Origin of the sequence: Eggerthella lenta DSM 2243, from assembly GCF_000024265.1 — a bacterium.
Taxonomy (GTDB): domain Bacteria; phylum Actinomycetota; class Coriobacteriia; order Coriobacteriales; family Eggerthellaceae; genus Eggerthella; species Eggerthella lenta.
The window spans coordinates 3,136,683-3,157,939 of record NC_013204.1; the positions used below are offsets into that span (position 1 = coordinate 3,136,683).

The following is a 21,257-nucleotide window of genomic DNA, read 5'->3' on the forward strand; positions in this document are numbered from 1 at the left end:
GCGACCCTGCGCAGAGCCGCACGGCGTACCGGGAAGCGTGTTTAGACGCAGGGGATGTACAGATCGCCCAGGGTGGCCGCCATGATGGCCTTGATGGTGTGCATGCGGTTCTCAGCCTGCTGGAACTGGCGGCCGTGGTCGGAATAGAACACCTCGTCGGTAACTTCCATCTCCTTCACGCCGAAGCGCTCGGCCATATCGGCGGCGTACTCGGTCTCCGCATTATGGAAGGCCGGCAGGCAGTGCAGGAAGATGTAGTCCGGGTTCTTCACGTGCGACAGCAGCTCGGCGTTCACCTGGTAGGGCGACATGAGCTTCACGCGCTCGGCGAACTGGGACTCCTCGCCCATGGCCGCCCACACGTTCGTGTAGATGGCGTCGGCGTTCGCAACGGCCTCCACCGGGTCGTTCGTCACCGTGATGGTAGCGCCGCTCTCGGCGGCGAAGGCCCGCGCCACCTCGACGATGGCCGGGTCGGGCTCGAGTTCGGCCGGCGTGGCGTTCACGTAGTTCACGCCCAGGATGGCGCTGGTGATCATGAGGGAGTTCTGCACGTTGTTGCGTCCCTGGCCGCAGTAGGCCAGCGTGAGGCCCTCCAGCGTGCCGAAGTTCTCCTTCATGGTCATGAAGTCGGCCAGCATCTGGGTGGGATGCTCCTTGTCGGTGAGGCCGTTCCACACCGGCACGCCGCTGTACTTCGCCAGATCCTCGACGTGCTCCTGCTTGAAGCCGCGGAACTCGATGCCGTCGAACATGCTGCCCAGCACCAGCGCGGTGTCGCGCACCGTCTCCTTCTTGCCCAGCTGGATGTCGTTCTTGCCCAGATACTCGGGGTGCGCGCCCAGGTCGATGCACGCGGTGGTGAACGCGGCGCGGGTGCGGGTGGACGTCTTCTCGAACAAGAGCGCGATGTTCTTGCCTGCGAGGTAGCGATGCTCGACGCCCCACTTCTTCAGGTCTTTGAGATGTTCGGCGAACCCGATGAGGTACATCAGCTCGTCTTTCGTGTAGTCCCTCGTGGAGAGGAGGCTGCGTCCCTGGAATACCGACTCGGTCATGTGAAGCTCCTTTCGATGGATGCTCTTGCGCCCTAATCCCCGACGGACGCCGCGCCCGATGGTGCGACCCCTCCTGGCAGGCCAGGTTACGAGAAGCATCATACGCAGCGGCGAGAGGGAGCCCCTCTGGACAGTCGGACAAAACCCGAGCCGCGCGCTTTGTCCGACCGAACAAGGGACACAGGGCAACAGGAATCTAGGATGAAAGCGCGCAAGCGGGTTCTTCCAACGGAGCGGGGGTCGCAGATGGTTCTATCGCCTATCGACTACGTCATCATCGCGTTGTACTTCATCGTCATCGTGGCCATCGGCTTCATCGCGGCGCGGTTCGCGAAAACGAAGGAAGATTACCTCGTGGCCGGCAGGCGGCTGTCGTTTCCCCTGTTCTTCGGCTGCATGGCCGCGCTCACGCTGGGCGGCGGCTCCACTATCGGCAGCGCCCAGCTGGGCTACGAGTTCGGGCTCGGCGGCATCTGGCTCAACCTGAGCATCGGACTGGGGCTCGTCGCGGCCGGCTTCCTGGTTACCAGCAAGCTTTCGAAGCTGCGCGCTCTCAGCGTGAACGAGGTGGTGGAGAGCAGCTACGGCCCCATCGCCCGCGTGTTCAGCTCGGCGCTCACGCTCATCTACACGCTCACGCTGAGCGTGGTGCAGGTCATCTCCATCGGCACCATCATCAACGGCGTGACGGGCATCGACGCCACGCTGTCCATGCTGGTAGGAGGCGGCATCGTCATCCTGTACACGTTCGTGGGAGGCATGTGGTCGGTCACCATGACCGACATCGTGCAGTTCGTGGTGAAAACGGTGGGCATCCTCATCCTGGCCCCCATCTTCTGCATCTCGGCGGCGGGCGGCTGGGACGCGCTCGTCAGCAAGGTGCCCGAGGCGTACCTGTCGGTGGGCAGCATGGGCTTCGACAAGAGCTTCGCCTACCTCGTGCTGTACGTGCCGGGGCTCATCATCGGCCAGGACATCTGGCAGCGCATCTTCACCGCGAAGAACGAGAAGGTGTCGAAAACGGGCACCGTCTGCGCGGGCGTGTACAGCGTATTCTACGCGCTGGCCACCGTCGTCATCGGCATGAGCGTGTTCGTGCTGCTGCCCCACCTGGACAACCCTCAGAACGCGTTCGTGGTGGGCGTGTCCACGTTCTTGCCGGTCGGGGTGCGCGGGCTGATCTTGGCGGCGGCGATGGCGGCCACGATGTCGGTGTCGAGCGGCACCATCCTGGCGTCGTCCACCATCCTGTACAACGACCTGTACCTGCGGTTCGTCCGCAAAGGAGCGGCCCAGGGCACGGCGCACCTCAAGGAAGTGACCATCACGCGTCTGTTCGCCCTGCTCATCGGCGTGGTGGTGATGGTGTGCTCGCTGTGGATCAACGATGTGCTGGTGGGGATCGACATCTGCTACGGGTACCTGTCGGGCTGCGTGTTCGTGCCGCTGGTGGCCAGTTTCGTGCTCAAGCGGTTCAGCCCGAAAGCGGGGCTGTACGCGCTGGGCGCGAGCACCGTGGCGGTGACGGGCTGCTTCGTCGTCGTGGGAACAGCAAGCTCAGTCCCCATCGTCGCAGGCATGGCATCGGGGCTCGTAGCGTACGCAGCGGCGAACCTTCTCAGCAAGCAGAAGGTGCCCTCGCCGTTTGAATGAGGCGTTAACCCGTTCCCTTGCCTCACCCCAACTCGGGCAGGAACACCAGGCTGAGCAGGTTGATGAACACCTTGTCGTCCTCATGGGGAATGCCCAACACGGCCTTCATCTTGCGCATGCGGTAACGCACGGTGTTCGGATGCTGGTGAAGCTCCTCGGCGATAGCCTTCACGTCGCCGTGCCAGTTCACCAGCGCCTCAGCCGTACGCACGAGCTCAGTGCCGTGCTCGTCGTCATAGCCGGCCAGCATCGAGCGGTACAGCTCGCTCGCGCTCATGAACAGGCGGTCGTAGCGCGCGGCGCTGGCGAATGCCGACAGATGCAGGCCCGACCAGCGCGCCAGCTGCTCGCCGTGGCGCTGCGCACTCGCGGCTGCGGCAAGCGCCTGGCGGATAGCCAGGTCGCCATCGCACAGGTGCACCGCCTCGCTCACGCCGCAGTGCAGGCTGCCTTCCACCGAGGTCACGGCGATGCAGCGGCGCTCGGCGGCCGCCCGCTCCTCATCGCTGGCCGAGCCGTAGGATACGAACGCCAGGATATGATCGCGGTAGCGGCACACGCTGGCCGACTCGACGATCGCGCACCCGTCCCTCACCGTCCCCAGCCCAGAGGACACCGAGTCGAGCATGGCGTAGAACGAGCACGGGTCGCCCGCGCGCAGGGCGAACGCGAAGCACTGCAGCTTCGAGCCCGTCACGCCCACGAGCGCGCTCAGCCTCGTACGCACCCGGTCGCCGTCGTGGGCGGTTCAGCAGCTCGTCGAGGGCCTTGCCCTTGTCCAGCTCGTCGCGATCGCGCTGCAGCAGATCGAGCGATTGGTACGCCACCGTCTCGTGGTAAGCGCCGTCGTACAGATAAAGCGGCACCCCGCGCGCCGTGCTTTCCTTGCGCACGGCGTCGCTGATGGGAGGCTCGTAGACGGTTTTGACGGCGATGGCGGCCACGTCGCGGCGCAGCATCGTCAGCAGCGACTTCTCGGCCATGCCAGGGTTGCCGAACGCGAACCCGAGGTTCGTGAGGATGAGTTCGCCCGCCACGTATACACTGTATTCGTTGTAGTCGGGAGGACAGTCGAGGATGCCCACGTTGCGCACCTCGCGCCGCTCCGCTCCCTCGCAGGGAGCGACCAGCTCCACGTTCTTGAACGCCGGCAATGCGATAATGTCCGCAACGGTAACCAACAGCCCCTCCGTCCCATCGCGCATGAGAAGCGATCTTCCAAGAAGATGCAATACGGTACGCATGATACCGCATCGCGAGGAGCGCGTTCGGACGACCGGCCGCGCTTGACGAGAATTACGCGTGCGAACCGAAAAGCCCCCCCCGGCCTCGATCTCGAAGAGGCGACCCTCCAGGAGCTAGGTCATCCTGCCGACGTGGCCGCAAAATGCTTCCCATGACAATTTCGCAAGCGTTTTCGAGCTGCTCGCACCCGCAAACACGGGCGTCACCCACCATAATGCCTGGTCGCAACTTCGCTGATTCGAGAATTCGCCAGTTCGTGACGGCAAACTTTGCCATGGGTGCCGCTTTGCGCCCAGCTCCGCACACAGTCCGCAACCGCCCCGAGCGAGAGGCACCTGAACGGGAATCCTTTCGACAGAGGGCGGAAACGTCGCTTCCCCACGCGACCTCACACCTGCGCTTTGCCGGGAACCCTCGTCTTACGAAGACGTAAGCTGAGTGTAAGCGGCGGTCAAGGTGTCCGTCATGCGCTCACGGTATAGTTGAACCCGTGAACGCACGATACGAGGAGATCGCCATGAGCAAACCGTTGAGCATCGCCTGCAAAGCCGTCGGCGCAACCGTCATCATAGGAGCATTCGTGCTGGTGGCCTGTCTGTTCTCGGAGAGCAGCCGCACCATGTATCCGATCAGCCGCACCCGCTGAGCCCCAACCGGCGACCAGCCGCCCGCGCCGCGGAGGCCGTAAAACCCGCGCGCCGCATGCTGCGCGAACCCGCGCGCCGCGCGCTCTACTCCTGCTTTTCAGGCATCCTCCACAGCAGCACGAAGCCCAGCACGAACAGCACGGCGATGGACAGCACGCCCAACGACGAGTTGCCCGACAGCTGGGTGAAGAAGCTGACCAGGAACGTGCCCATGACGGCAGCGTACTTGCCGAAGATGTCGAAGAAGCCGTAGTACTCGTTGGCGTGCTCCTTCGGAATGAGCTTGCCGAACTCGCTGCGCGACAGCGCCTGGATGCCGCCCTGGAACAACCCCACGCAGATGGCCAGCATCCAGAACTCCGCGGCCTCGCGCAGGAAGAACGCCGCGAACAGCGTGATGCAGAAGTACGCGCCGATAGCTACCAGCAGCATGCGCTTCGTGCCGAATCTTGTGGACAGACGCCCGTAGGCGATGGCCGACGGGAACGCCACGAACTGCGTCACCAACAGCGCCAAAACCAGCTGCGTCGCATCGATGCCGAGGTCGGTGCCGTAGCTTGTGGACATCTTTATAATGGTGTGCACGCCGTCGATGTAGCAAAAGAACGCTAGCATGAAGTAGCGCAGGCGACGATCCTTCCAAATACGTTTCAGCGTGCGGAAGAGGCCGGCGAACGTGTCGCGGATCAAGCGAGGAGCACGTTCCTTGTAGTGCGTCTGATGCACATCGCGGATAAGGGGCACGCTGAACGCCACCCACCAAACGGCCGTGATCAGAAACGCGATCTTCATCCCGATGTCCATAGGGATGCCCACGCTGGGCCCTGCCAACACCACGATCAGGCACAGGATGAACGGCACGCACGAGCCGATATAGCCCCAGGCGTAACCCTGCGACGACACCTCGTCGTAACGCTCGTCGGTGGTGGCGTCCACGAGGAACGCATCGTAGAACACCATCGAGCCGTTCAGCATGATGGACGCGACGACGTAGATCACGAGGAAAGCCAGCGCAGCCGACGGGATGCCCAGCGCCGCCAAGGCGATGGCGCCCGTGCCCACGGTTCCGATGAAGAACTTCTTCTTGTTGCCCTTGAGGTCGGCCAGGCTGCCCAGAACCGGCATGAGCAGCGCCAGCAGAAGCGACGCCACCGTCTCGGCATAGCCCCACGCCACCACAACCGACGAACCCGGTTCGGCCAGCGTCTTGAAATACACGGGGATCAGCGCCGTCGCAAGCAGCACGAAGGCCGAATTGCCCACATCGTAGAGGATCCAGCTTTTCTCCTGCTTGGTCAGCTTGCCTGCCATGGCCTTGCCTCTCGTCTCGTTTGCGTCAACTTGGGATTCCTTCTTCACAAGTGCGAAACCGAAGGTTAACAAGTCCCCGCTCATTGTATATGATAGCGCGTAGCGTCACCGGTAAAATTCAAGTCAGAACGGAGCGTCATCCCCATGCCCGCACTCATCACCCACGACTTCTTCGGGCGCGACGTCTACGACCGCCTGTACACCTTCATAGGCGGCTCGCGCGACGAAGCCGACGCCTTCCTGTTGGGCAACCAAGGCCCCGACCCTCTGTTTTACCTGGTGCTCAGTCCGCAGTTGCGCGCGCACAACCGACTGGGCTCGACTATGCACAATAAAAAGCCCAGCGAGCTTCTAACCGCGCTCAAAAACTCCCTCGGCATCCTCAACAGCGCCGAGCGTGAAGTAGGTCGCGCCTATGCGTTGGGTTTCCTCTGCCACTACACGCTGGACTCCACGATGCACCCGTTCGTGTACTTCCACGAGTACCGGTTGTGCGACGCCGGCGTTCCAGGCCTGACGCGCGCCGACGGAAGCGAAGTGCACGGCACGATCGAGAGCGAACTGGACGAACTCGTTCTGTTTGAGAAGCGCGGCGAGACCATCGCCACGTTCAACCCCTCCGCCGAAATCCTCAACGCCAGCAACTTCACGCTGCACGTCATCTCGAAGATGTACGCCTACGTCGCCCTCACCGTGTACGGCGAGATCGTCCCCGCCGACCTGTTCGAGACGGCCGTCAAGGACTTCCGCGTGGCGCAGCGCGTGTTCTACTCGCCCTCCGGCCGCAAGCGCGCCCTCTTCGGGCGCGTCGAAGAACTGCTGCGCCCCTTCTCGTTCTACAAGTCGATGAGCCACCGCCCCGTCGCGCTTATCGAAAGCCAGTTCGACAACCGTGCCCGCGAGACGTGGGAGAACCCGTTCACGGGAGACATGAGCACCGCAAGCTTCTGGGATCTCTTCGGCGAGGCGCTGGGAAAAGCGCAAGACAACCTGTTCGCATTCGACGAGGACGGATTCGATCTCGCAGCAGCGCGCGCCATCACCAACGAGCGAGACTTCTCGGGCGAACCCGTTGTGGCGCTCGTGGTGTCGGTCGAGGACGGCGCTGCCGACGCGCAGCCGCAGCCCGCCGACGAAGCGTAAGCGCCCCATGCTGGACGTCGCCCTCACCATCCCCTTCTGGCTGGAGCTTGCCGCTGCGCTGACCGGCGGTTTGTCCGGCGCCATGAGCGCAGTGCGCGCACGCTACGATATATTCGGCGTGGCGTGCATCGCCATTATCACCGGTTTGGCCGGCGGCATCATGCGCGACATCCTGCTGCAGAACTACGGTATCTACGCGTTCCAGAAGCCTACGCTGATCATCGCCTGCGCCATCGCGGGCGTGGTGGTGTTCTACTTCGGTAAGCTGGCCACCTATCTCGACCCCATCGTCGACTTGCTGGACAACCTGTCGGTAGCGCTGTGGGCCGTGATCAGCGTGAGCAAGAGCCTGTCGGCGGGGCTCGACATCATCCCGTCCATCATCCTGGGCACCATCACCGCCGTGGGCGGCGGCATCCTGCGCGACATCTGCATGAACCGCGAGCCCGAGGCGTTCCAGGCCGGCGCACTGTACGGCAGCGCCGCGCTGGTGGGCTGCATCGTGTACGCGTTGATGAGCCAGAACCACATCCTGGACAACTACGCCGCGCTGTCCTGCGTGGTGCTGGTGCTGGGGCTGCGCTACGCGTCGCTGTTCTTCGGCTGGCGCACGAAGCCGCCGCGCGACTACTCCGACGTGGTGACCCGCGCGGTATCGAAGCCGGTACGCTCGGTGGCGAATCGCGTGCGGCCGCCCAAGGGCAAGGTGGAGCGCGACAAGGAGCGGCACGGTTACGAGAAGCTGCGTGCGTTCTGGGCGCGCATGAACGGCGAGTACGTGGCCGAGCGCAGCAAGGACGACAAGCTTGCCGCATCCGACTCGCAAGCGGCCAGATCGTCGGCCGGCACCGCCGCAGCCAGCGACCCCAGCGACCGCATCATCGTGGACCGCGAGGAGCTCCACCGCATCATGGGCGGCGAGGAAGAGAAACCTCGCGACCCCTTCGAGCCAAGAAGCTAAAACCAAGCCACCGTGTCCAGCGCGTGTCGAAAGGACGGGGGATCTGACACGCTCGCGACACCGCGCCTCGCAAAACGGGAAAAAGCGTGTCAAACCCCCCGTCCCTTCGACACGCTTTCCTTCGGTTACACGTTCTTCAGCAGGATGGAGTTCATCGTGTCGGCGGCGTGCTCGCACGAGTCGCAGCACTTCTCCATGCGGTCGAATATCTGCGACCACACCAGCACGCGCATGGGGTTCTCGCGGTCGTGCGTATGCAGTTTGCGAATGACCGTCATGTACAGCTGATCGGCCTCTTCCTCGTAATCGTTCACGTCGATGATGAGCTGCTTGAACATCTTGGACTTCTTGAAATTGCGGAAATCCTCCATGGCCTTGTCCAGCGCCACGCAGCTCTTCTTGATGAGGTGCGCGAACTCCAGCGCATCATGATGGATGAAATGCACGTCGTACATGTAGAAGCGTTGCATGACGTCTTCGATGTAGTCGATGATGTTGTCGAGGTACTGGGACATGTTGATGATGTCCTCGCGCTCGATAGGCGTGATGAAATCGGTAGCAACCGTCTTGAAGATGGCGTGGTTGATCTCGTCGCCCTTGTGCTCCAGCTCGTGCGCGCGCTCCATGACCTCTTTGAGATGCTCCGCCTCGGTGAAGCTTTCGATGGCCTCGATCAGCAGCTCGGCTTCCTGAACGGCAACTTCCGTCTGTTTCTCGAACGCATCGAAATAATCGAACTTGTCCCTCTTGCCCACAGGGTCCTCCTTTACGAGAACATTAAGAACAGGTGGGCGAACGCGAATCCGAGCAGACCGCACCCCGGAAACGTCAGCACCCACGTTTTCACCATATCGATTGCAATTCCCCACTTCACCGCGCTTTTCCGCTTCGCTGCGCCCACGCCCATGATGGCGGTCGTATTCGTGTGCGTCGTGGAAACCGGCAAGCCGGCGAAGGTGGAGAGCATAAGGCAGAAAAACGTTGCCACGCTGGCGGCGAATCCTTGGAACGGCTCGAGCTTCACCATATCCAGGCCGACGCTTTTTATGATGCGCTCGCCGCCGACGGCGGTGCCCAACCCCATGTTGAGCGCGCAGAAGAACATGAGCCAGATGGGCAGGATCATTTGATCGGCCTGCCCCACGCCCGTGGCCAACGTGATGGCCAGCACGAAGATGCTCATGAATTTCTGGCCGTCCTGCGCGCCGTGCATGAACGCCACGCCCGCGCCCGAGGCCACCTGAGCCCAACGGAAGAAGCGCGAAGTCTTCTTGCGATCCATGTTGCGGCAGACGCGTCCAAGCGCCTTGGAGTTCAGCCAACCCAGAAAGAAGCCCAGCAGCGTGGACAAAAGAATGCCGTACACCACCTTGATCCACTCCGCGCCGTTGATGGCGTCGAAGCTGCCCTGCAGCGCGATGGCCGCGCCCGTGAGGCCGGCGATCAGCGAATGGCTTTGGCTGGTGGGAATGCCGAAATACCAGGCCACGGTGCCCCACACGATGATGGCCACCATGGCGGCCATGAGAGCGATGAGCGACTGCTGGGAGTCGCCTCCGAAATCGACCATATTGAATATGGTGTGTGCGACGGCGGCGGTAAACAGAGAAACCACCAGCAGCCCCAGGAAGTTGCAGACAGCCGCCATGACGATGGCGGGCTTCGGCTTCATAGCCCTTGTCGATACGACGGTTGCGATCGCGTTCGGAGCGTCCGTCGCCCCATTCACGACGATGACGCCGATGTTGAGCAGGGTCACAACCACGAGGATCGGGTTGGACGCGAGCCCAGCGATGAACGAAGCCCACTCTATGGTCACGAAATCCCTCTCGACAACAACAGCAAAAAGGTTCAGCATTCCCCAGTTTAACGTAAATCTAACAAAGCGAAAGGGGCTCTTTTCTCTTTTCACGTTGGATTACGGGCGAAACGGCAAAATACAGGTAAAGTCACGCCCCGGCACCGCCTACGGGTAAAACCCCTGCAATCGGTAGGAGTTAACCCCCGCTCTATCGATACGTGATAAAGTAACCGTTACGCAAGAAGAGGTTTCCGCGTCGCCGCGTCGCAAGCACGGCTCGACGACGCCTGGGGGGAGGAAATCGAAATGAGAAGGCGCTTCCAGCTGCCCTTGCAGACCGCGGATCTGATCGCCGGATTCATGGTGTGGGTCATCCTGTCGTCGCTGCTTCCGTACATCAAGCAGGACGTCTATATCCCTCCCGACCAGATAGCCCTCGTCACCGCCATTCCCGTGGTGTTGGGATCGGTGCTGCGCGTACCCTTCGGCTACTGTGCGAACCTGTTCGGCGCTCGTGCCGTGTTCCTGGCCAGCTTCATCGTGCTCGTGGTGCCCGTATGGTTTTTGAGCGAGGCCACCACGTATCAGGGATTGCTCATAGGCGGGACGTTTCTGGGCATCGCCGGCGCAGTGTTCTCGGTGGGCGTCACCTCGCTGCCGAAGTACTACCCGAAGGAGCGCCACGGCTTCGTGAACGGGGTATACGGCTTCGGCAATATGGGAACGGCGCTGACCACCTGGTTGGCGCCCGTGGCCGCGGTTGCCTTCGGTTGGCGCATGGCCGTCAAGCTGTACCTCGTGCTGCTGGCGGCGTTCATCGTGCTGAACTTCGTGCTGGGCGATCGCGACGAACCGCGTGTGAAGACGCCGGTCATGGAGCAGCTGCGCGCCGTCTGGAGCGACGCGCGCCTGTGGTTCCTGTCGCTGTTCTACTTCGTGACATTCGGCGCTTTCGTAGCCTTGACCGTGTACCTGCCGAACTTTCTCACGTCGCACTACGGGATGGACGGCGTGTCGGCAGGCGTGGCCACCTCGGTGTTTATCGTGGCGGCGGCCGCCATCCGCGTGCTGGGCGGCTGGCTGGGCGACCGGTTCGACTGTTATCGGCTGCTGGCCCTCGTGTTCGCAGGCCTCGCCGCAGGCGCCGCGGTGCTGGCCACGGCACCGGGGCTGCCCGTGTACCTGGCGGGCATCTATCTGGTCAGCATCGCATGCGGCATCGGCAACGGCGTGGTGTTCAAGTTGGTGCCTGCGTACTTCACGAAGCAAGCCGGGATTGCCAACGGCATCGTGGCCATGATGGGCGGCCTGGGCGGCTTCTTTCCGCCGCTCGTGCTGTCGGCATCGACGCTGCTGTTCAGCACGAGCGTCCCCGGATTTGCCGCCTTCGGCGCCTTCGCCCTCGCCTGCCTGGCGATTTCGCTGGTCATGAGGAGGAAGACTCGGTCATCCTGAGGGCACGGAGCGCGCAATCCGTCTCCTGAGCGTAAGCCGCGACCCCCTACGCGTAGTAAGCGAACACCCTTTTGCGTTCGTTGCCGATCTTGGTGGTGCTGTTGTGGCCGGGCAGGACCACCGTCTCGTCGGGCAGCACGGCCAGGCGCTTCAGCGAGCGGCGCATAGCGTTCATGTCGCCTCCCTGGAAATCCGTACGGCCAATGGAGCCGCAGAACAGCGTGTCGCCCGAAATCAGCACCGGCGCGCCTTCAGGGTTCGTGCCGAAGCGCGGGTCGATGAACAGGCAGATACCGCCCTCGGTGTGACCCGGCGTCAGGATCACCTTCCACGGCATGTCGCCGATCTTGAGAATGTCGCCGTCGTTCACTACATGATCCACCGGGCACGGCGTGAAGCGCATGTCGTCGCGCGGCAGCTTCTTCTCGCCCGAAATGATGGGCGCGTCGATGGCCGAGGCGATGACCGTGGCGCCGGTCTTGTCGCGCAGCTCCTTCGCAGCGCCCACGTGGTCCGAATGGCGATGCGTGAGGATGATGGCGTCGACCGAGCCCCCCGCCGCCTTGATGATCTCGTCGGGCTTGCACGTGGGATCCACCACGATGGTGGCCTTGCCGTCGGAAATGATGTACACGTTGTTCTCCAGCATGCCGAGCACGAGGTACTCGACGGGCACGCACGTGCCCTTCACCTTATTGGTCATGCGTCGCTCCTAGTCTTTTTCTTGCCGCCGCCGGCCTTGGGAACCATGCGGCGCGCGTCGAACACTCCTTCGATGCCGCGCAGTTTGCTCAGTACGATATCGATATGGTTGATATCGGACACCTGGAACAAAAACCGCATCTCCACCATGCCGTCGCGATGCGACGTGGTGGAGCTGGACAGCACGTTCGCCCCTTGCTCCGACAGGATGATGGCCACGTCGCGCAGCAGGTTCATGCGGTCGAGCGCGTCCAAGAACACCTCCACCTTGAACGACGTGTTCTTCGGCAGATCGTTCTCCCAGGCCACCTCGATGATACGCTCGGGGGTTTGCTTGAGATCCTGAGCGTTCGGGCAGTCGGCGCGGTGCACCGACACGCCGCGGCCGCGCGTCACGAAGCCGAGAATCTCGTCGCCCGGCACCGGGTTGCAGCACCGCGACAGGCGCACCAGCACGTCGTCCACGCCCTTCACCACCACGCCGTTCGACGTGTGCGCCTCGTGCTTCTTCGGCGCCTTCACGCTGGTCAGCATCGGCGGCATCTTGCCGGTGGACATGTCGCCTGCCACGTAGTCCATGGCGGTCTCGGCCTCGTGGCCCTTGTCCACGAGGATCTTCAGCAGACGGTTCGCCACGTGCTGGGCGCTTTCCTTGCCGGTGCCGATGTGCACGAGCATGTCGTCGGCGTCCTTGTAGCCCATGTGGTCGGCCACCGACTTGAGGGCGCGCATCGACTGGGCGCTGGATATGCCCAGACCGTGCTTGCGCATCTCGCGGGTCAGCTTGTCGCGGCCGAATTGCAAATCGTCGCTGCGGCTGACCTTGCTGAAGTACGAGCGGATCTTGCTGCGCGCGCTGGGCGTTTTCACGATGCCCAGCCAGTCGCGCGAAGGGCTGGCGCTTTTCTGCGTGAGGATGTCCACGCGGTCGCCCAGCTGCAGCTCGTAGGTCAGCGGCACGATGGCGCCGTTCACCTTCGCGCCCACGCAGTGGTTGCCCACCTCGGTGTGGATGGCGTAGGCGAAATCGACCGGCGTCGAACCAGCGCGCAGGCTCATGACCTCGCCTTTCGGCGTGAACACGAACACCTCGGTGGGCGCGAGATCCACTTTCAGGTCCTTCAGGAACTCGCGCGAATCCTGCGACTCGTCCTGCCAGTCCACCATCTGGCGCAGCCACGCCAGCTGCTGGTCCAGCGCGTCGCCGCTCTTGCCGCCCTTCTCCTTGTAGCGCCAGTGCGCCGCCACGCCGTACTCGCTTTGCCGGTGCATGTCTTCGGTGCGGATCTGGACCTCCAGCGGACGGCCCGCCGGCCCGATGACCGTGGTGTGCAGGCTCTGGTACATGTTGAACTTCGGCATGGCGATGTAATCTTTGAAACGGCCGGGCATCGGATGCCACAGCGTGTGCACCGCGCCCAGAGCCGAGTAGCAGTCCTTCACCGACTTCACGATAACGCGCACGGCGATGAGGTCGTATATCTCCGAAAAGCCCTTGCCCTTCTTCGTCATCTTCTGGTAGATGGAGTAGAGGTGCTTCGGGCGGCCCATGATCTGCGCCTGGATGTTCACCTTTTCCATCTCGTCGTGCAAGATGGAGATGATCTGGTCGAGATAGCCCTCGCGCTCAGAGCGGCTTTCAGTCACCATGCGGCTGATCTGCTTGAACTTGTTCGGTTCCAGATAGTAGAACGACAGGTCCTCGAGCTCCCACTTGATGTTGTTGATGCCGAGACGGTGCGCGATGGGCGCGTAAATCTCCAGCGTCTCGCGCGCCTTGAAGATGCGGCGGTCTTCACGCAGCGCGCCCAGCGTGCGCATGTTGTGCAGGCGGTCGGCCAGCTTGATGACGATGACGCGGATGTCCTTGCTCATGGCTACGAACATCTTGCGGATGGTGGCGGCCTGCTCGTCGGTGAGGCTTTCCACCTCGATGCGCGTGATCTTCGTCACGCCCTCCACCAGCTGTGCCACCTGGGGATTGAACTCCGCTTCCACCTGGTCGCGCGTCACGCTGGTGTCCTCCACGGTGTCGTGCAGCAGCGCTGCACACAGCGTTTCCACGTCCATGCGCAAGTCGGCCAGGATGATGGCCACCTCCACGGGATGTGCCACGAACGGCTCGCCGCTTTTGCGGCACTGGCCCTCGTGCGCCTCGCTTGCGAATCGGAAGGCCTTCGCCAGCATGGCCTCGTCGTCCTCGGACAGGTACACCGAGGTCAGGCGCTGCAGCTCGGCGAATCGCTCCTCGGGAGTCTTCGGCGCGAGGGCGTCCTTCTTGGCTTCGGGCGCGAACGATTTCTCGGCCACGTGCGGCCGGCCCAGCAGGTTGTCCTCCACGGTCTGCTTGTTCGACGTCGCCTCGGGCGCGCCGCCCAGCAGCTCCTCATGGTTGCTCTTGCCCATTTTGGTCGTCCTCCCTATGCCCTAGCGCTCGCGCGCGTCGCCTGCCGCGTCACCCGGCAAAATGGGCCGCGACACGCGTATATGGAGGGTAGCAGAATCGCTCTTCATCGCCCAGTCCCGGAACGCGTGGAACACCTCGCGCTCCCCCAAACCTTCACGGTAGCGTACGCTGTCCGTCAACTCCACCTTGTCCTGCGTCTCCACCACGTGGATGGAGCGCGCCATGCCGTCGGCGCCGAACGCGGTGTGCGTCTCGATAAGCCCGAGCTCGCGAAACACCGCCACGCCGCACGCTGCCGAGGCGGGGCTGATAGGGAATGCATCGGTGCTGGCCGCCGCGGCCAGATCGGCGTTGCCCATGGTGAAGAAGCACTCGCCCATCTCTCGCTGCAGACTGCGCAGGCGGCGGTACACCTGGGCCAGGCAGTCGTGGTCGGGCGTCATGTCGCGCAGGATGCGCTCGTTGAGCGAGCAGTCGCCGCGGTTGAACAGTAGGTGGATGCCCGCGGGCTTGCCGTCGCGGCCCGCCCGGCCGCTCATCTGGTTGAACTCGATCTCGTTGAACGGCAGGTGGTACAGCACCACGTGGCGGATGTTGGGGATGTCCACGCCCTCGCCGAAAGCGGACGTGGCCACCAGCACCGACAGCGCGTCGGTGCGGAACAGCTCTTCGATGCGCTTGCGCTCGGCGCGTGCGAGGCCCGCGTTGTAGAAGCCGATGAGCGGCGCCAGCTGGGGCACCCGCTTGCGCAGAGCGCGCGCCACGGCAACCGACTGCTCGCGCGAGTTCACGTAGATGACCGTCTTGCCGCCCGACGCGATGAGATTCGCCAGGTAGTCGTCGCGGTTCTTGAGGTTGCGCTGGTCGTCCACCTCGAGGTTGGGACGCGAAGCCGGGTCGTACACGCAGGCGTCCACCGGCAGCTCGCGCTTGATGGCGGCCGCCACCTCGTCGTCGGCCGTGGCCGTAAGCGCCAGCACCGCGGGAGCCTCGCCGCCGGGCCCAGCCAGCTTCGCAATGGCGGCGCCGATGGTGGCGTAGGCCACGCGCTGGCCCGCCTTCGCCAGGCCGATATGGTGCGCCTCGTCCACCACGACGAAGCGCACGCGGCCCGCGGCCGCGAACTCGTCAGCGTGCCACGCAAGGAACTCGGGCGTGGTCAGCACGATGTCGTAGGTGCCGTCGGCCAGGCCCGCGAAGCCCTGGCGGCGCTCGTCGGGCGTGCTCTCGCCCGTCAGCGTGATCACGCCGATACCGAACGCGTCCAGCGCCTCGCGCAGGTGGAACGCCTGATCGGCGATCAGCGCGCGCAGCGGGTACACGAACAGGCTGGCCTCGTGGTTCGCCAGCGCGCGCTCGGCGGCGTGCACCTGGAAGGTCAGCGATTTGCCGCGCCCCGTGGCCATGATGCCCAGCGTGGAGCGCCCGGCGCGCAGATGCGCGAGGATCTCGCGCTGCGCGTCGTGCAGCGGCTTGTCGCCGATGATGGCGCGCACGACGGCCTGCTCGAGCGCCGCGGGGTCTTCCGCGGCCTTGCGCTCCCAGCAGGCGCGGTTCGCCGCGCGGGCCGCCTCGTAGGCCTCCACGTCCTCGGGGCGATGCGGCGCGTTCGCGCACAGCTCGGCGTCGCTCGTGGCGTACAGGTCGGCCACGAAGCTGAGGTTCTCGGGGTTGAGGCAGGCCTCCAGGGCGCCGCAGGTGCGCGCGGGAGCCAGCGACTGCAGCATGGCCTTCACCGACTTGCGGCCGCGCCATTCGTCGATCTGCACCTCGAACGCGGCGTTCACCACGCTGTCGGTGCGCATGAGCGATTCGATGTCCGAGCAGTGGAACATGATGCCCGACACCGTGGCGCGCCCGTCGGACAGCGAGCACGAGAAGTGGTTCTTCTCGGCGCCCACCGCGCGGCAGTTCGCCAGCATCACGTCGCGCGCCAGGTACACGGGCACGGGATGCTCCTGGCCGAACGGCGCCAGCTTGTCCAGTTGCGCCACGTTGTCCAGCGTCAGCTCATCGAGGCTGACGCACGAGTCGATTTCCACGAGCGGATGGAACGCGCCCTCGGGCAGCGCGTCCATGTAGGCGCACAGGCGCCGCTCGAACTCCGGCAGCTTGTCGGCCGGCAGCGTGACGCCCACGGCCGCATCGTGCCCGCCGAAGCGCGTGAGCAGGTCGGATGCGCTTTCCACAGCCGAGAACAGGCTGACCTGGCCCACGCTGCGGCCGCTGCCGCGCGCTTCGTCGCCGTCGATGGTGAACAGCAGGCTGGGCACGCCGTACGTGTTCACCAGGCGGCTTGCCACGATGCCCTTCACGCCCTCGTGCCAGCTCTCGCCCGACACCACCAGCGCGCGCTGGCCGTGGTAGATCTCGGCGGCCTGCGCCTTCGCGATCTCGGACAGCTCGGCTTCGATGGCGCGGCGCTGATCGTTCACCGATTCCAGCTTCGTGGCCAGGCGGTTCGCCTCCTCGAAGTCGTCGGTCATCAGCAGGTCGAGCGCCAGCTGCGCGTCGCCCATGCGGCCGGCGGCGTTGAGGCGCGGGATGACGGAGAAGCTGAGGTTCGTGGCGCTGACGGGCTTGTCGGCCGCGCCGCTGGTGGCCAGCAGCGCGGCGATGCACGGGCGCGGCGCGGCGTTCATGCGCGCGATGCCGTCGGACACGAGGGCGCGGTTCTCGTCGCGCATGGGCATGAGGTCGGCCACCGTGCCCAGCGTGGCGAAGTCGGTGAAGTCGCGCCATAGGTGCGGCTGGCCCAGACGGCCGCCCAGCACCTGCACCAGCTTCAGGGCCACGCCCACGCCCGCCAGGATGGAGCTGGGGCAGTTCGCGTCGCACTTCGGATCGGCCACGGGCACGCCTTCAGGCACAAGGTCCACCGGCTCGTGGTGGTCGGTGATAGCCAGGCCCAGACCCGCCTCCACCACGGCCGCGGCCTCCGCCTTGCAGGCGATGCCGCAGTCCACCGTGACGATGAAGTCGGGGCCGAACGAGCACGCGCGCGTGATGGCGGCCTGCGACAGCGCGTAGCCCTCTTCGAAGCGCAGCGGGATGAACGGCGTGGCCTGCGCGCCGAGGGCGCGCAAACCGCGGGTGAGCACGGTGGTGGCCGAGATGCCGTCGAGATCGAAGTCGCCGAACACGAGGATGTGGTCGCCGCGCTTGACGGCGGCTTCCAGGGCATCGGCCACGTCGGACAGGCCGGGGATGATGTAGGGGTCCAGCCAGTCGCGCTCGAGCGACGGCGCGAGGAAACGGTGAACCGCAGCGGGGTTGTCGATGCCGCGGGCGACCAGCGTCGCTGCGATGAAGCGGGGCAGACCGAGTTCGCGCTCCAGGCGCACGACGGACGCGGGGTCGGCCGCTTTGATCTTGAACTGGGCAGACATGGCTCTCATACCTCACATGCGCGAATTCGAATAGTTCACGTCCCATTGTCCCACAATCGCACGGCGAAGTCACCGGCAAAGGAGCGGGCGGCGCGGGCGGGATCCCGCGATCCCGCATCCCAACCCCAGGATCCCGCGATCCCGCTGCGAACGCACATCTCCGCGACCCCCGCCGACCATACTTCGCCGTTGTGGGCGCAAAACGGCACCCATGACAATTTCCAGCGCGATTCTTCGACGCTTCAACGCCTACAGCTAGCAAAACCCCAGGTGGTGAACAACCCGCATGCCCGTCCTTCGGTAAAATCGCCATCAGAATTGCCATGGGTGGCCTTTTGCGCCCACGAACACCGGGGCGCTCCAATCGAATCGCCCGCATGACGGCATGCAGGCGCCTGGGCGAGCGGCGCGCCGATCTAGCGGAAACCTCGCACGGCCCTAGCGCGAATCTAACGGAAATTCCACGCGGATCTAGCGCCGATCTAGCGCGCTTCTCACGTGAATCTAACGTATAACGCCTGATCAAACATCATTTTTGCTCTTCCATTACCCGGCTTGCCATGGTACGCTGGACGCATGGAAATCGTTCTCGGACATACCTCGTCGATGGAGTTCTGGCGCGCCAAGCGCTCGCATTCCCAAACGCGCGCGCTGCTCGCTCGCCGCGGCGAGCCTCGGAGCTTTCGCTCGGATTCGCCTGACGTAGCCAAGCCGAGCGCAGGCGATTTGGAACGGCTCGAGCGCATCGGGCTCGCGCAACACGCGAACCCCGCGCACTTTATCGTCCCCAACGCGCTTTCACGCGTGCGCACTGCACGCATAACCTGCAGCGTGTTCGACCGAAGGATTCCCTCATCGGCTTTCGTCAACGTGGGCGACGGGGTGTTCGTCGCCTCGCCCGAACTGTGCCTGCTGCTCGAAGCCCGCACGGCCGCTTTAGCGAACCTCGTCGAAACGGGCTACGAGTTCTGCGGACGATACCGGCTGCCTGCCCTGCCAGACGGCAACATGGCACCCGACCAGCTCCCCCTGACCTCCGTGCCGAAGCTGCAGTCGCTCCTCTCCCGCACGCAAGATGTCAACGGCGTCGGCGCGGCGAGAAAAGCCGTTCCGCACATACTCCAGAATTCGGAATCGCCCAAAGAATCGCAGCTTTCCATGCTCAGCAGCTTTCCGGGACGCCTCGGCGGCTACGGGTTTCCCCCGGCAACGCTGAACCACCCTGTGCGCATCTCGGAGAACGCGCGCGGACGGGACGTGGGCCGAATATGCCGCTGCGACCTGTTCTGGCCCGACGCGAAACTCGATGTCGAGTACGACAGCCGGCTGCACCATGCAGGGGAGGCCGAGCAGGAGAAGGACTCGGCTCGCAGAACCGCGTTGGCGTACGCGGGCATCCTCGTCATCACCGTTTCAAGCGACCAACTGCACACGAGGTCGGAAATGGACAAGGTCGCCCATGCGATGGCGAAACGGCTGGGAACGAGATGTCGCTCCCGAGCGCACGATTGGGAACTCAAGCAGATCAGACTACGATCTCAGCTGCTTGGCACCACGCGACCGGAAATGCTGGGCGCAAAACGGCACCCATGACAATAATCGGACGCTTAAAGCGCGCTCGCCCGACGCGCCGTCGGCAAAAGGCCTGGTCGCGTTTCGCAACGAAGCCGAAGCGACGCGCCAACCGCCACCAAAATTGCCATGGGAAGCCATTTGCGCCCACGAAGCAAGCATCCTCCCAGCTCGGACGTCGCGCTTCCCCTACATCTGGTCGATCAGGACCAGCAGCTCCTGCTTCTTGTGGATGTCGAGCTTGGCGTAGATGCGCTTCGAGTGGGTCCGCATGGTGTTCTCGGAAATGAACAGCATCTCGGCGATGGCCGGGCCCGAGTAGCCGCGCACGAGCAACTCCATGACCTCGGCCTCGCGGCTGGACAGACCGTACAGCTCGCTCAGGCGCTTGCAGCGCTTCGACACGCGATCGGCAAGCTGCGGCCCCGTGGCAGCGCCGGCCGGCGCTGCCACGTCGCGGGAGCGCACCGCCTGCGTCACGGCGATCTCGGCCGACGTCTCCTTCTGCGGCGCCTTCGGCGTGAGCATGAGGAACTCCAGGCGGTTCGTGTGCAGCTTGCCCACCTTGCGCCCCACCAGCGCGATCAGCAGCATCACGTACAGGGCCACCAACGCCACGAACGACAGCTGCTCCACGCCAAGCGCCGCCGCACTGCCCGAGGCGTAGCCCACCAGGTAGCCGCACATCTGCATGAAGTAGGTGATGGTGCCGTAGAACGCGAAGATGAACACCGGGTTGATGCCGCTATCGCGCGAGATCTGGCCGCAATGCATCATCATGAGCACGCACGCCAGCATGAAGCACGCGTACGTCACGCCGCTTCCCACCGTGGTGAACTCGCCTCCCGCGAACGGCAGCACGATGAGGCACGTCGCCGCGATGGGAAACAGCACGCGGAACACGCTCATGAGGTCCACGTGGATGGTGCGCCGCCTCCATGCCCCGTAAAACACGGCCACCACAGCCAGCAGCGCGGACATCGAGAAGATGTTGATGGTGCTGAGCAGCTCCTGGTGCGTGACCGCGATGAAGCGGATGGCGCCCGAGCAGAACCCGAGCGCGCCCACCGACAGCGCCGGCAGGAAGCTTTCGCACAGCGCGTTCTTGTACACCACCGCGTGCTCGCGCGGCACGTCGTCGAACATGGGCTGCTGCGCGTCCGTCGCGTGCGCGGCGATCCACAGGCACAGCCCCGCCAGCGGCACCAGCACCAGGGGTATAAGGTAAGCGGTGAGAGCCGTGGGGATGAAGCACAGGAAGAAGTACAGCAGCGCCGAGAACCCGGTGCCCTTGATGAGCGCGAGGTTGCCGCGCGCGCTGTCGAGCGAGGCGAACACGCGCTGCCAGCTCATGAGGTAGCCCGCCGACCCCACGCCGATGAGCGCCGCCGCGCCCACCACCAACGCCAGCGCAAGCGATTCCAGGTACATGGCCCCCACCAGCATGAGCGGCCCGAACGCAAGCGGCGCCGAGAACGCCAGCACATGCGCCCCGCGGGAGAGGCCGGGACGCGCCCACGTGAAGGCCATGGCCGCGCAGAACGCCAACCAGAACACGGCGATCTGCACCGTGTAGAATACGATGGTGGTGAGCGACGTCTGGCAGAACGCAGGCAAGTAGGGGTAGATGCCGCCCCAGATGGACGTTGCGTTGATGGACAGAAACGTCGCGTACCCGAAGCTTGGCACGTCCGGTTTCAATGCTGATGGAGCGCGCATGTGCGAGTGTCCCCCTCCGTTTGCCGTAGGGTCATTCTAGCAGACGCACCGGGGACGGCCGGCGGACATGGTGACACGGTGATGCATTTGAACTGGGAAAATAGAAATATCACAACATTCTGGTGACAACATCGCGAGCGGCGAGCACCTATAGTTCACCGCAGACGGAGAGGCCGCGCCACCGCATGAGCGGC

The 21,257-nt window shown here is 64.2% G+C and carries 16 protein-coding genes; 6 read left to right on the forward strand and 10 right to left on the reverse strand.

The genetic code is table 11. The annotated features are described in order from the left end of the window. Positions 1-41 precede the first annotated feature (41 nt). On the reverse strand, positions 42-1,058 hold the full coding sequence (gene argF, locus ELEN_RS13565) for an ornithine carbamoyltransferase (RefSeq protein WP_015761369.1): 1,017 nt from the start codon (positions 1,056-1,058) through the stop codon (positions 42-44). 246 nt (positions 1,059-1,304) lie between these two features. Here argF and ELEN_RS13570 point away from each other — a divergent pair, with 246 nt between their 5' ends. Next, entirely contained in the window at positions 1,305-2,711 is a 1,407-nt protein-coding gene (locus ELEN_RS13570; protein WP_009609381.1) for a sodium:solute symporter family protein, read from the forward strand. A gap of 22 nt (positions 2,712-2,733) precedes the next feature. Here ELEN_RS13570 and ELEN_RS16595 read toward each other — a convergent pair whose 3' ends face one another. Together ELEN_RS16595 and ELEN_RS16600 are read right to left on the reverse strand one after the other, a co-directional pair. Next, positions 2,734-3,270 carry a helix-turn-helix domain-containing protein gene (locus ELEN_RS16595; RefSeq protein WP_233946839.1) on the reverse strand — a complete coding sequence of 179 codons (537 nt, stop codon included), beginning with the start codon at positions 3,268-3,270 and terminating at the stop codon, positions 2,734-2,736. Further along, complete coding sequence (locus tag ELEN_RS16600) at positions 3,212-3,892, reverse strand: PucR family transcriptional regulator ligand-binding domain-containing protein (RefSeq protein WP_233946842.1); 681 nt, start codon at positions 3,890-3,892, stop codon at positions 3,212-3,214. Before ELEN_RS16600 ends, ELEN_RS16595 begins: the two co-directional genes overlap by 59 nt. Positions 3,893-4,473: 581 nt before the next feature. On the opposite strand from ELEN_RS16600, the gene ELEN_RS16605 reads away from it, so the two are divergent. Next, the gene (locus ELEN_RS16605) at positions 4,474-4,602 is read left to right on the forward strand and encodes a hypothetical protein (protein WP_009609324.1); all 129 of its coding nucleotides are present in this window, start codon (positions 4,474-4,476) and stop codon (positions 4,600-4,602) included. A gap of 85 nt (positions 4,603-4,687) precedes the next feature. On the opposite strand, the gene ELEN_RS13580 is transcribed toward ELEN_RS16605, so the two are convergent. Beyond that, the gene (locus ELEN_RS13580; RefSeq protein ID WP_041691673.1) at positions 4,688-5,914 is read right to left on the reverse strand and encodes an MFS transporter; all 1,227 of its coding nucleotides are present in this window, start codon (positions 5,912-5,914) and stop codon (positions 4,688-4,690) included. 144 nt (positions 5,915-6,058) lie between these two features. Between ELEN_RS13580 and ELEN_RS13585 the strand changes: the two genes are divergently transcribed. Together ELEN_RS13585 and ELEN_RS13590 are read left to right on the forward strand one after the other, a co-directional pair. Next, positions 6,059-7,057, forward strand: coding sequence for a zinc dependent phospholipase C family protein (locus ELEN_RS13585; protein WP_015761373.1), 999 nt, complete (start codon positions 6,059-6,061; stop codon positions 7,055-7,057). A gap of 7 nt (positions 7,058-7,064) precedes the next feature. After that, positions 7,065-8,018 (forward strand): trimeric intracellular cation channel family protein, encoded by a 954-nt coding sequence (locus ELEN_RS13590; protein WP_009306820.1) that lies wholly within the window; start codon positions 7,065-7,067, stop codon positions 8,016-8,018. Positions 8,019-8,143: 125 nt separating this feature from the next. Here ELEN_RS13590 and ELEN_RS13595 read toward each other — a convergent pair whose 3' ends face one another. Then, complete coding sequence (locus ELEN_RS13595; protein ID WP_009306822.1) at positions 8,144-8,773, reverse strand: DUF47 domain-containing protein; 630 nt, start codon at positions 8,771-8,773, stop codon at positions 8,144-8,146. Positions 8,774-8,784: 11 nt separating this feature from the next. After that, the gene (locus ELEN_RS13600) at positions 8,785-9,837 is read right to left on the reverse strand and encodes an inorganic phosphate transporter (RefSeq protein WP_015761374.1); all 1,053 of its coding nucleotides are present in this window, start codon (positions 9,835-9,837) and stop codon (positions 8,785-8,787) included. A gap of 288 nt (positions 9,838-10,125) precedes the next feature. Here ELEN_RS13600 and ELEN_RS13605 point away from each other — a divergent pair, with 288 nt between their 5' ends. Beyond that, positions 10,126-11,274 (forward strand): nitrate/nitrite transporter, encoded by a 1,149-nt coding sequence (locus ELEN_RS13605; RefSeq protein WP_009609314.1) that lies wholly within the window; start codon positions 10,126-10,128, stop codon positions 11,272-11,274. 46 nt (positions 11,275-11,320) lie between these two features. Here the strand turns inward: ELEN_RS13605 and ELEN_RS13610 are convergent, their stop codons facing one another. From ELEN_RS13610 to recJ, 3 genes are read right to left on the reverse strand one after another with little or no spacing between them, the layout of a single operon-like run. Next, positions 11,321-11,977 (reverse strand): MBL fold metallo-hydrolase, encoded by a 657-nt coding sequence (locus ELEN_RS13610; protein ID WP_009306829.1) that lies wholly within the window; start codon positions 11,975-11,977, stop codon positions 11,321-11,323. Beyond that, positions 11,974-14,382 (reverse strand): RelA/SpoT family protein, encoded by a 2,409-nt coding sequence (locus ELEN_RS13615; protein WP_009306831.1) that lies wholly within the window; start codon positions 14,380-14,382, stop codon positions 11,974-11,976. Before ELEN_RS13615 ends, ELEN_RS13610 begins: the two co-directional genes overlap by 4 nt. A gap of 21 nt (positions 14,383-14,403) precedes the next feature. Then, positions 14,404-17,772, reverse strand: coding sequence for a single-stranded-DNA-specific exonuclease RecJ (recJ, locus tag ELEN_RS13620; protein WP_015761375.1), 3,369 nt, complete (start codon positions 17,770-17,772; stop codon positions 14,404-14,406). 870 nt (positions 17,773-18,642) lie between these two features. Here recJ and ELEN_RS13625 point away from each other — a divergent pair. Next, entirely contained in the window at positions 18,643-19,365 is a 723-nt protein-coding gene (locus ELEN_RS13625; protein WP_226844191.1) for a hypothetical protein, read from the forward strand. 168 nt (positions 19,366-19,533) lie between these two features. On the opposite strand, the gene ELEN_RS13630 is transcribed toward ELEN_RS13625, so the two are convergent. Next, the gene (locus tag ELEN_RS13630) at positions 19,534-21,033 is read right to left on the reverse strand and encodes a helix-turn-helix transcriptional regulator (protein WP_227110054.1); all 1,500 of its coding nucleotides are present in this window, start codon (positions 21,031-21,033) and stop codon (positions 19,534-19,536) included. Positions 21,034-21,257: the final 224 nt, after the last annotated feature.

Excerpts from the sequence above, each read along its gene's own strand:
- ELEN_RS13580 (WP_041691673.1), bottom strand. The coding sequence starts at position 5,914 with ATGGCAGGCAAGCTGACCAAGCAGGAGAAAAGCTGGATCCTCTACGAT.
- ELEN_RS13570 (WP_009609381.1), top strand. The coding sequence starts at position 1,305 with ATGGTTCTATCGCCTATCGACTACGTCATCATCGCGTTGTACTTCATC.
- ELEN_RS13610 (WP_009306829.1), bottom strand. The coding sequence starts at position 11,977 with ATGACCAATAAGGTGAAGGGCACGTGCGTGCCCGTCGAGTACCTCGTG.
- recJ (WP_015761375.1), bottom strand. The coding sequence starts at position 17,772 with ATGTCTGCCCAGTTCAAGATCAAAGCGGCCGACCCCGCGTCCGTCGTG.
- ELEN_RS13585 (WP_015761373.1), top strand. The coding sequence starts at position 6,059 with ATGCCCGCACTCATCACCCACGACTTCTTCGGGCGCGACGTCTACGAC.
- ELEN_RS13615 (WP_009306831.1), bottom strand. The coding sequence starts at position 14,382 with ATGGGCAAGAGCAACCATGAGGAGCTGCTGGGCGGCGCGCCCGAGGCG.
- argF (WP_015761369.1), bottom strand. The coding sequence starts at position 1,058 with ATGACCGAGTCGGTATTCCAGGGACGCAGCCTCCTCTCCACGAGGGAC.
- ELEN_RS13590 (WP_009306820.1), top strand. The coding sequence starts at position 7,065 with ATGCTGGACGTCGCCCTCACCATCCCCTTCTGGCTGGAGCTTGCCGCT.
- ELEN_RS13605 (WP_009609314.1), top strand. The coding sequence starts at position 10,126 with ATGAGAAGGCGCTTCCAGCTGCCCTTGCAGACCGCGGATCTGATCGCC.
- ELEN_RS16605 (WP_009609324.1), top strand. The coding sequence starts at position 4,474 with ATGAGCAAACCGTTGAGCATCGCCTGCAAAGCCGTCGGCGCAACCGTC.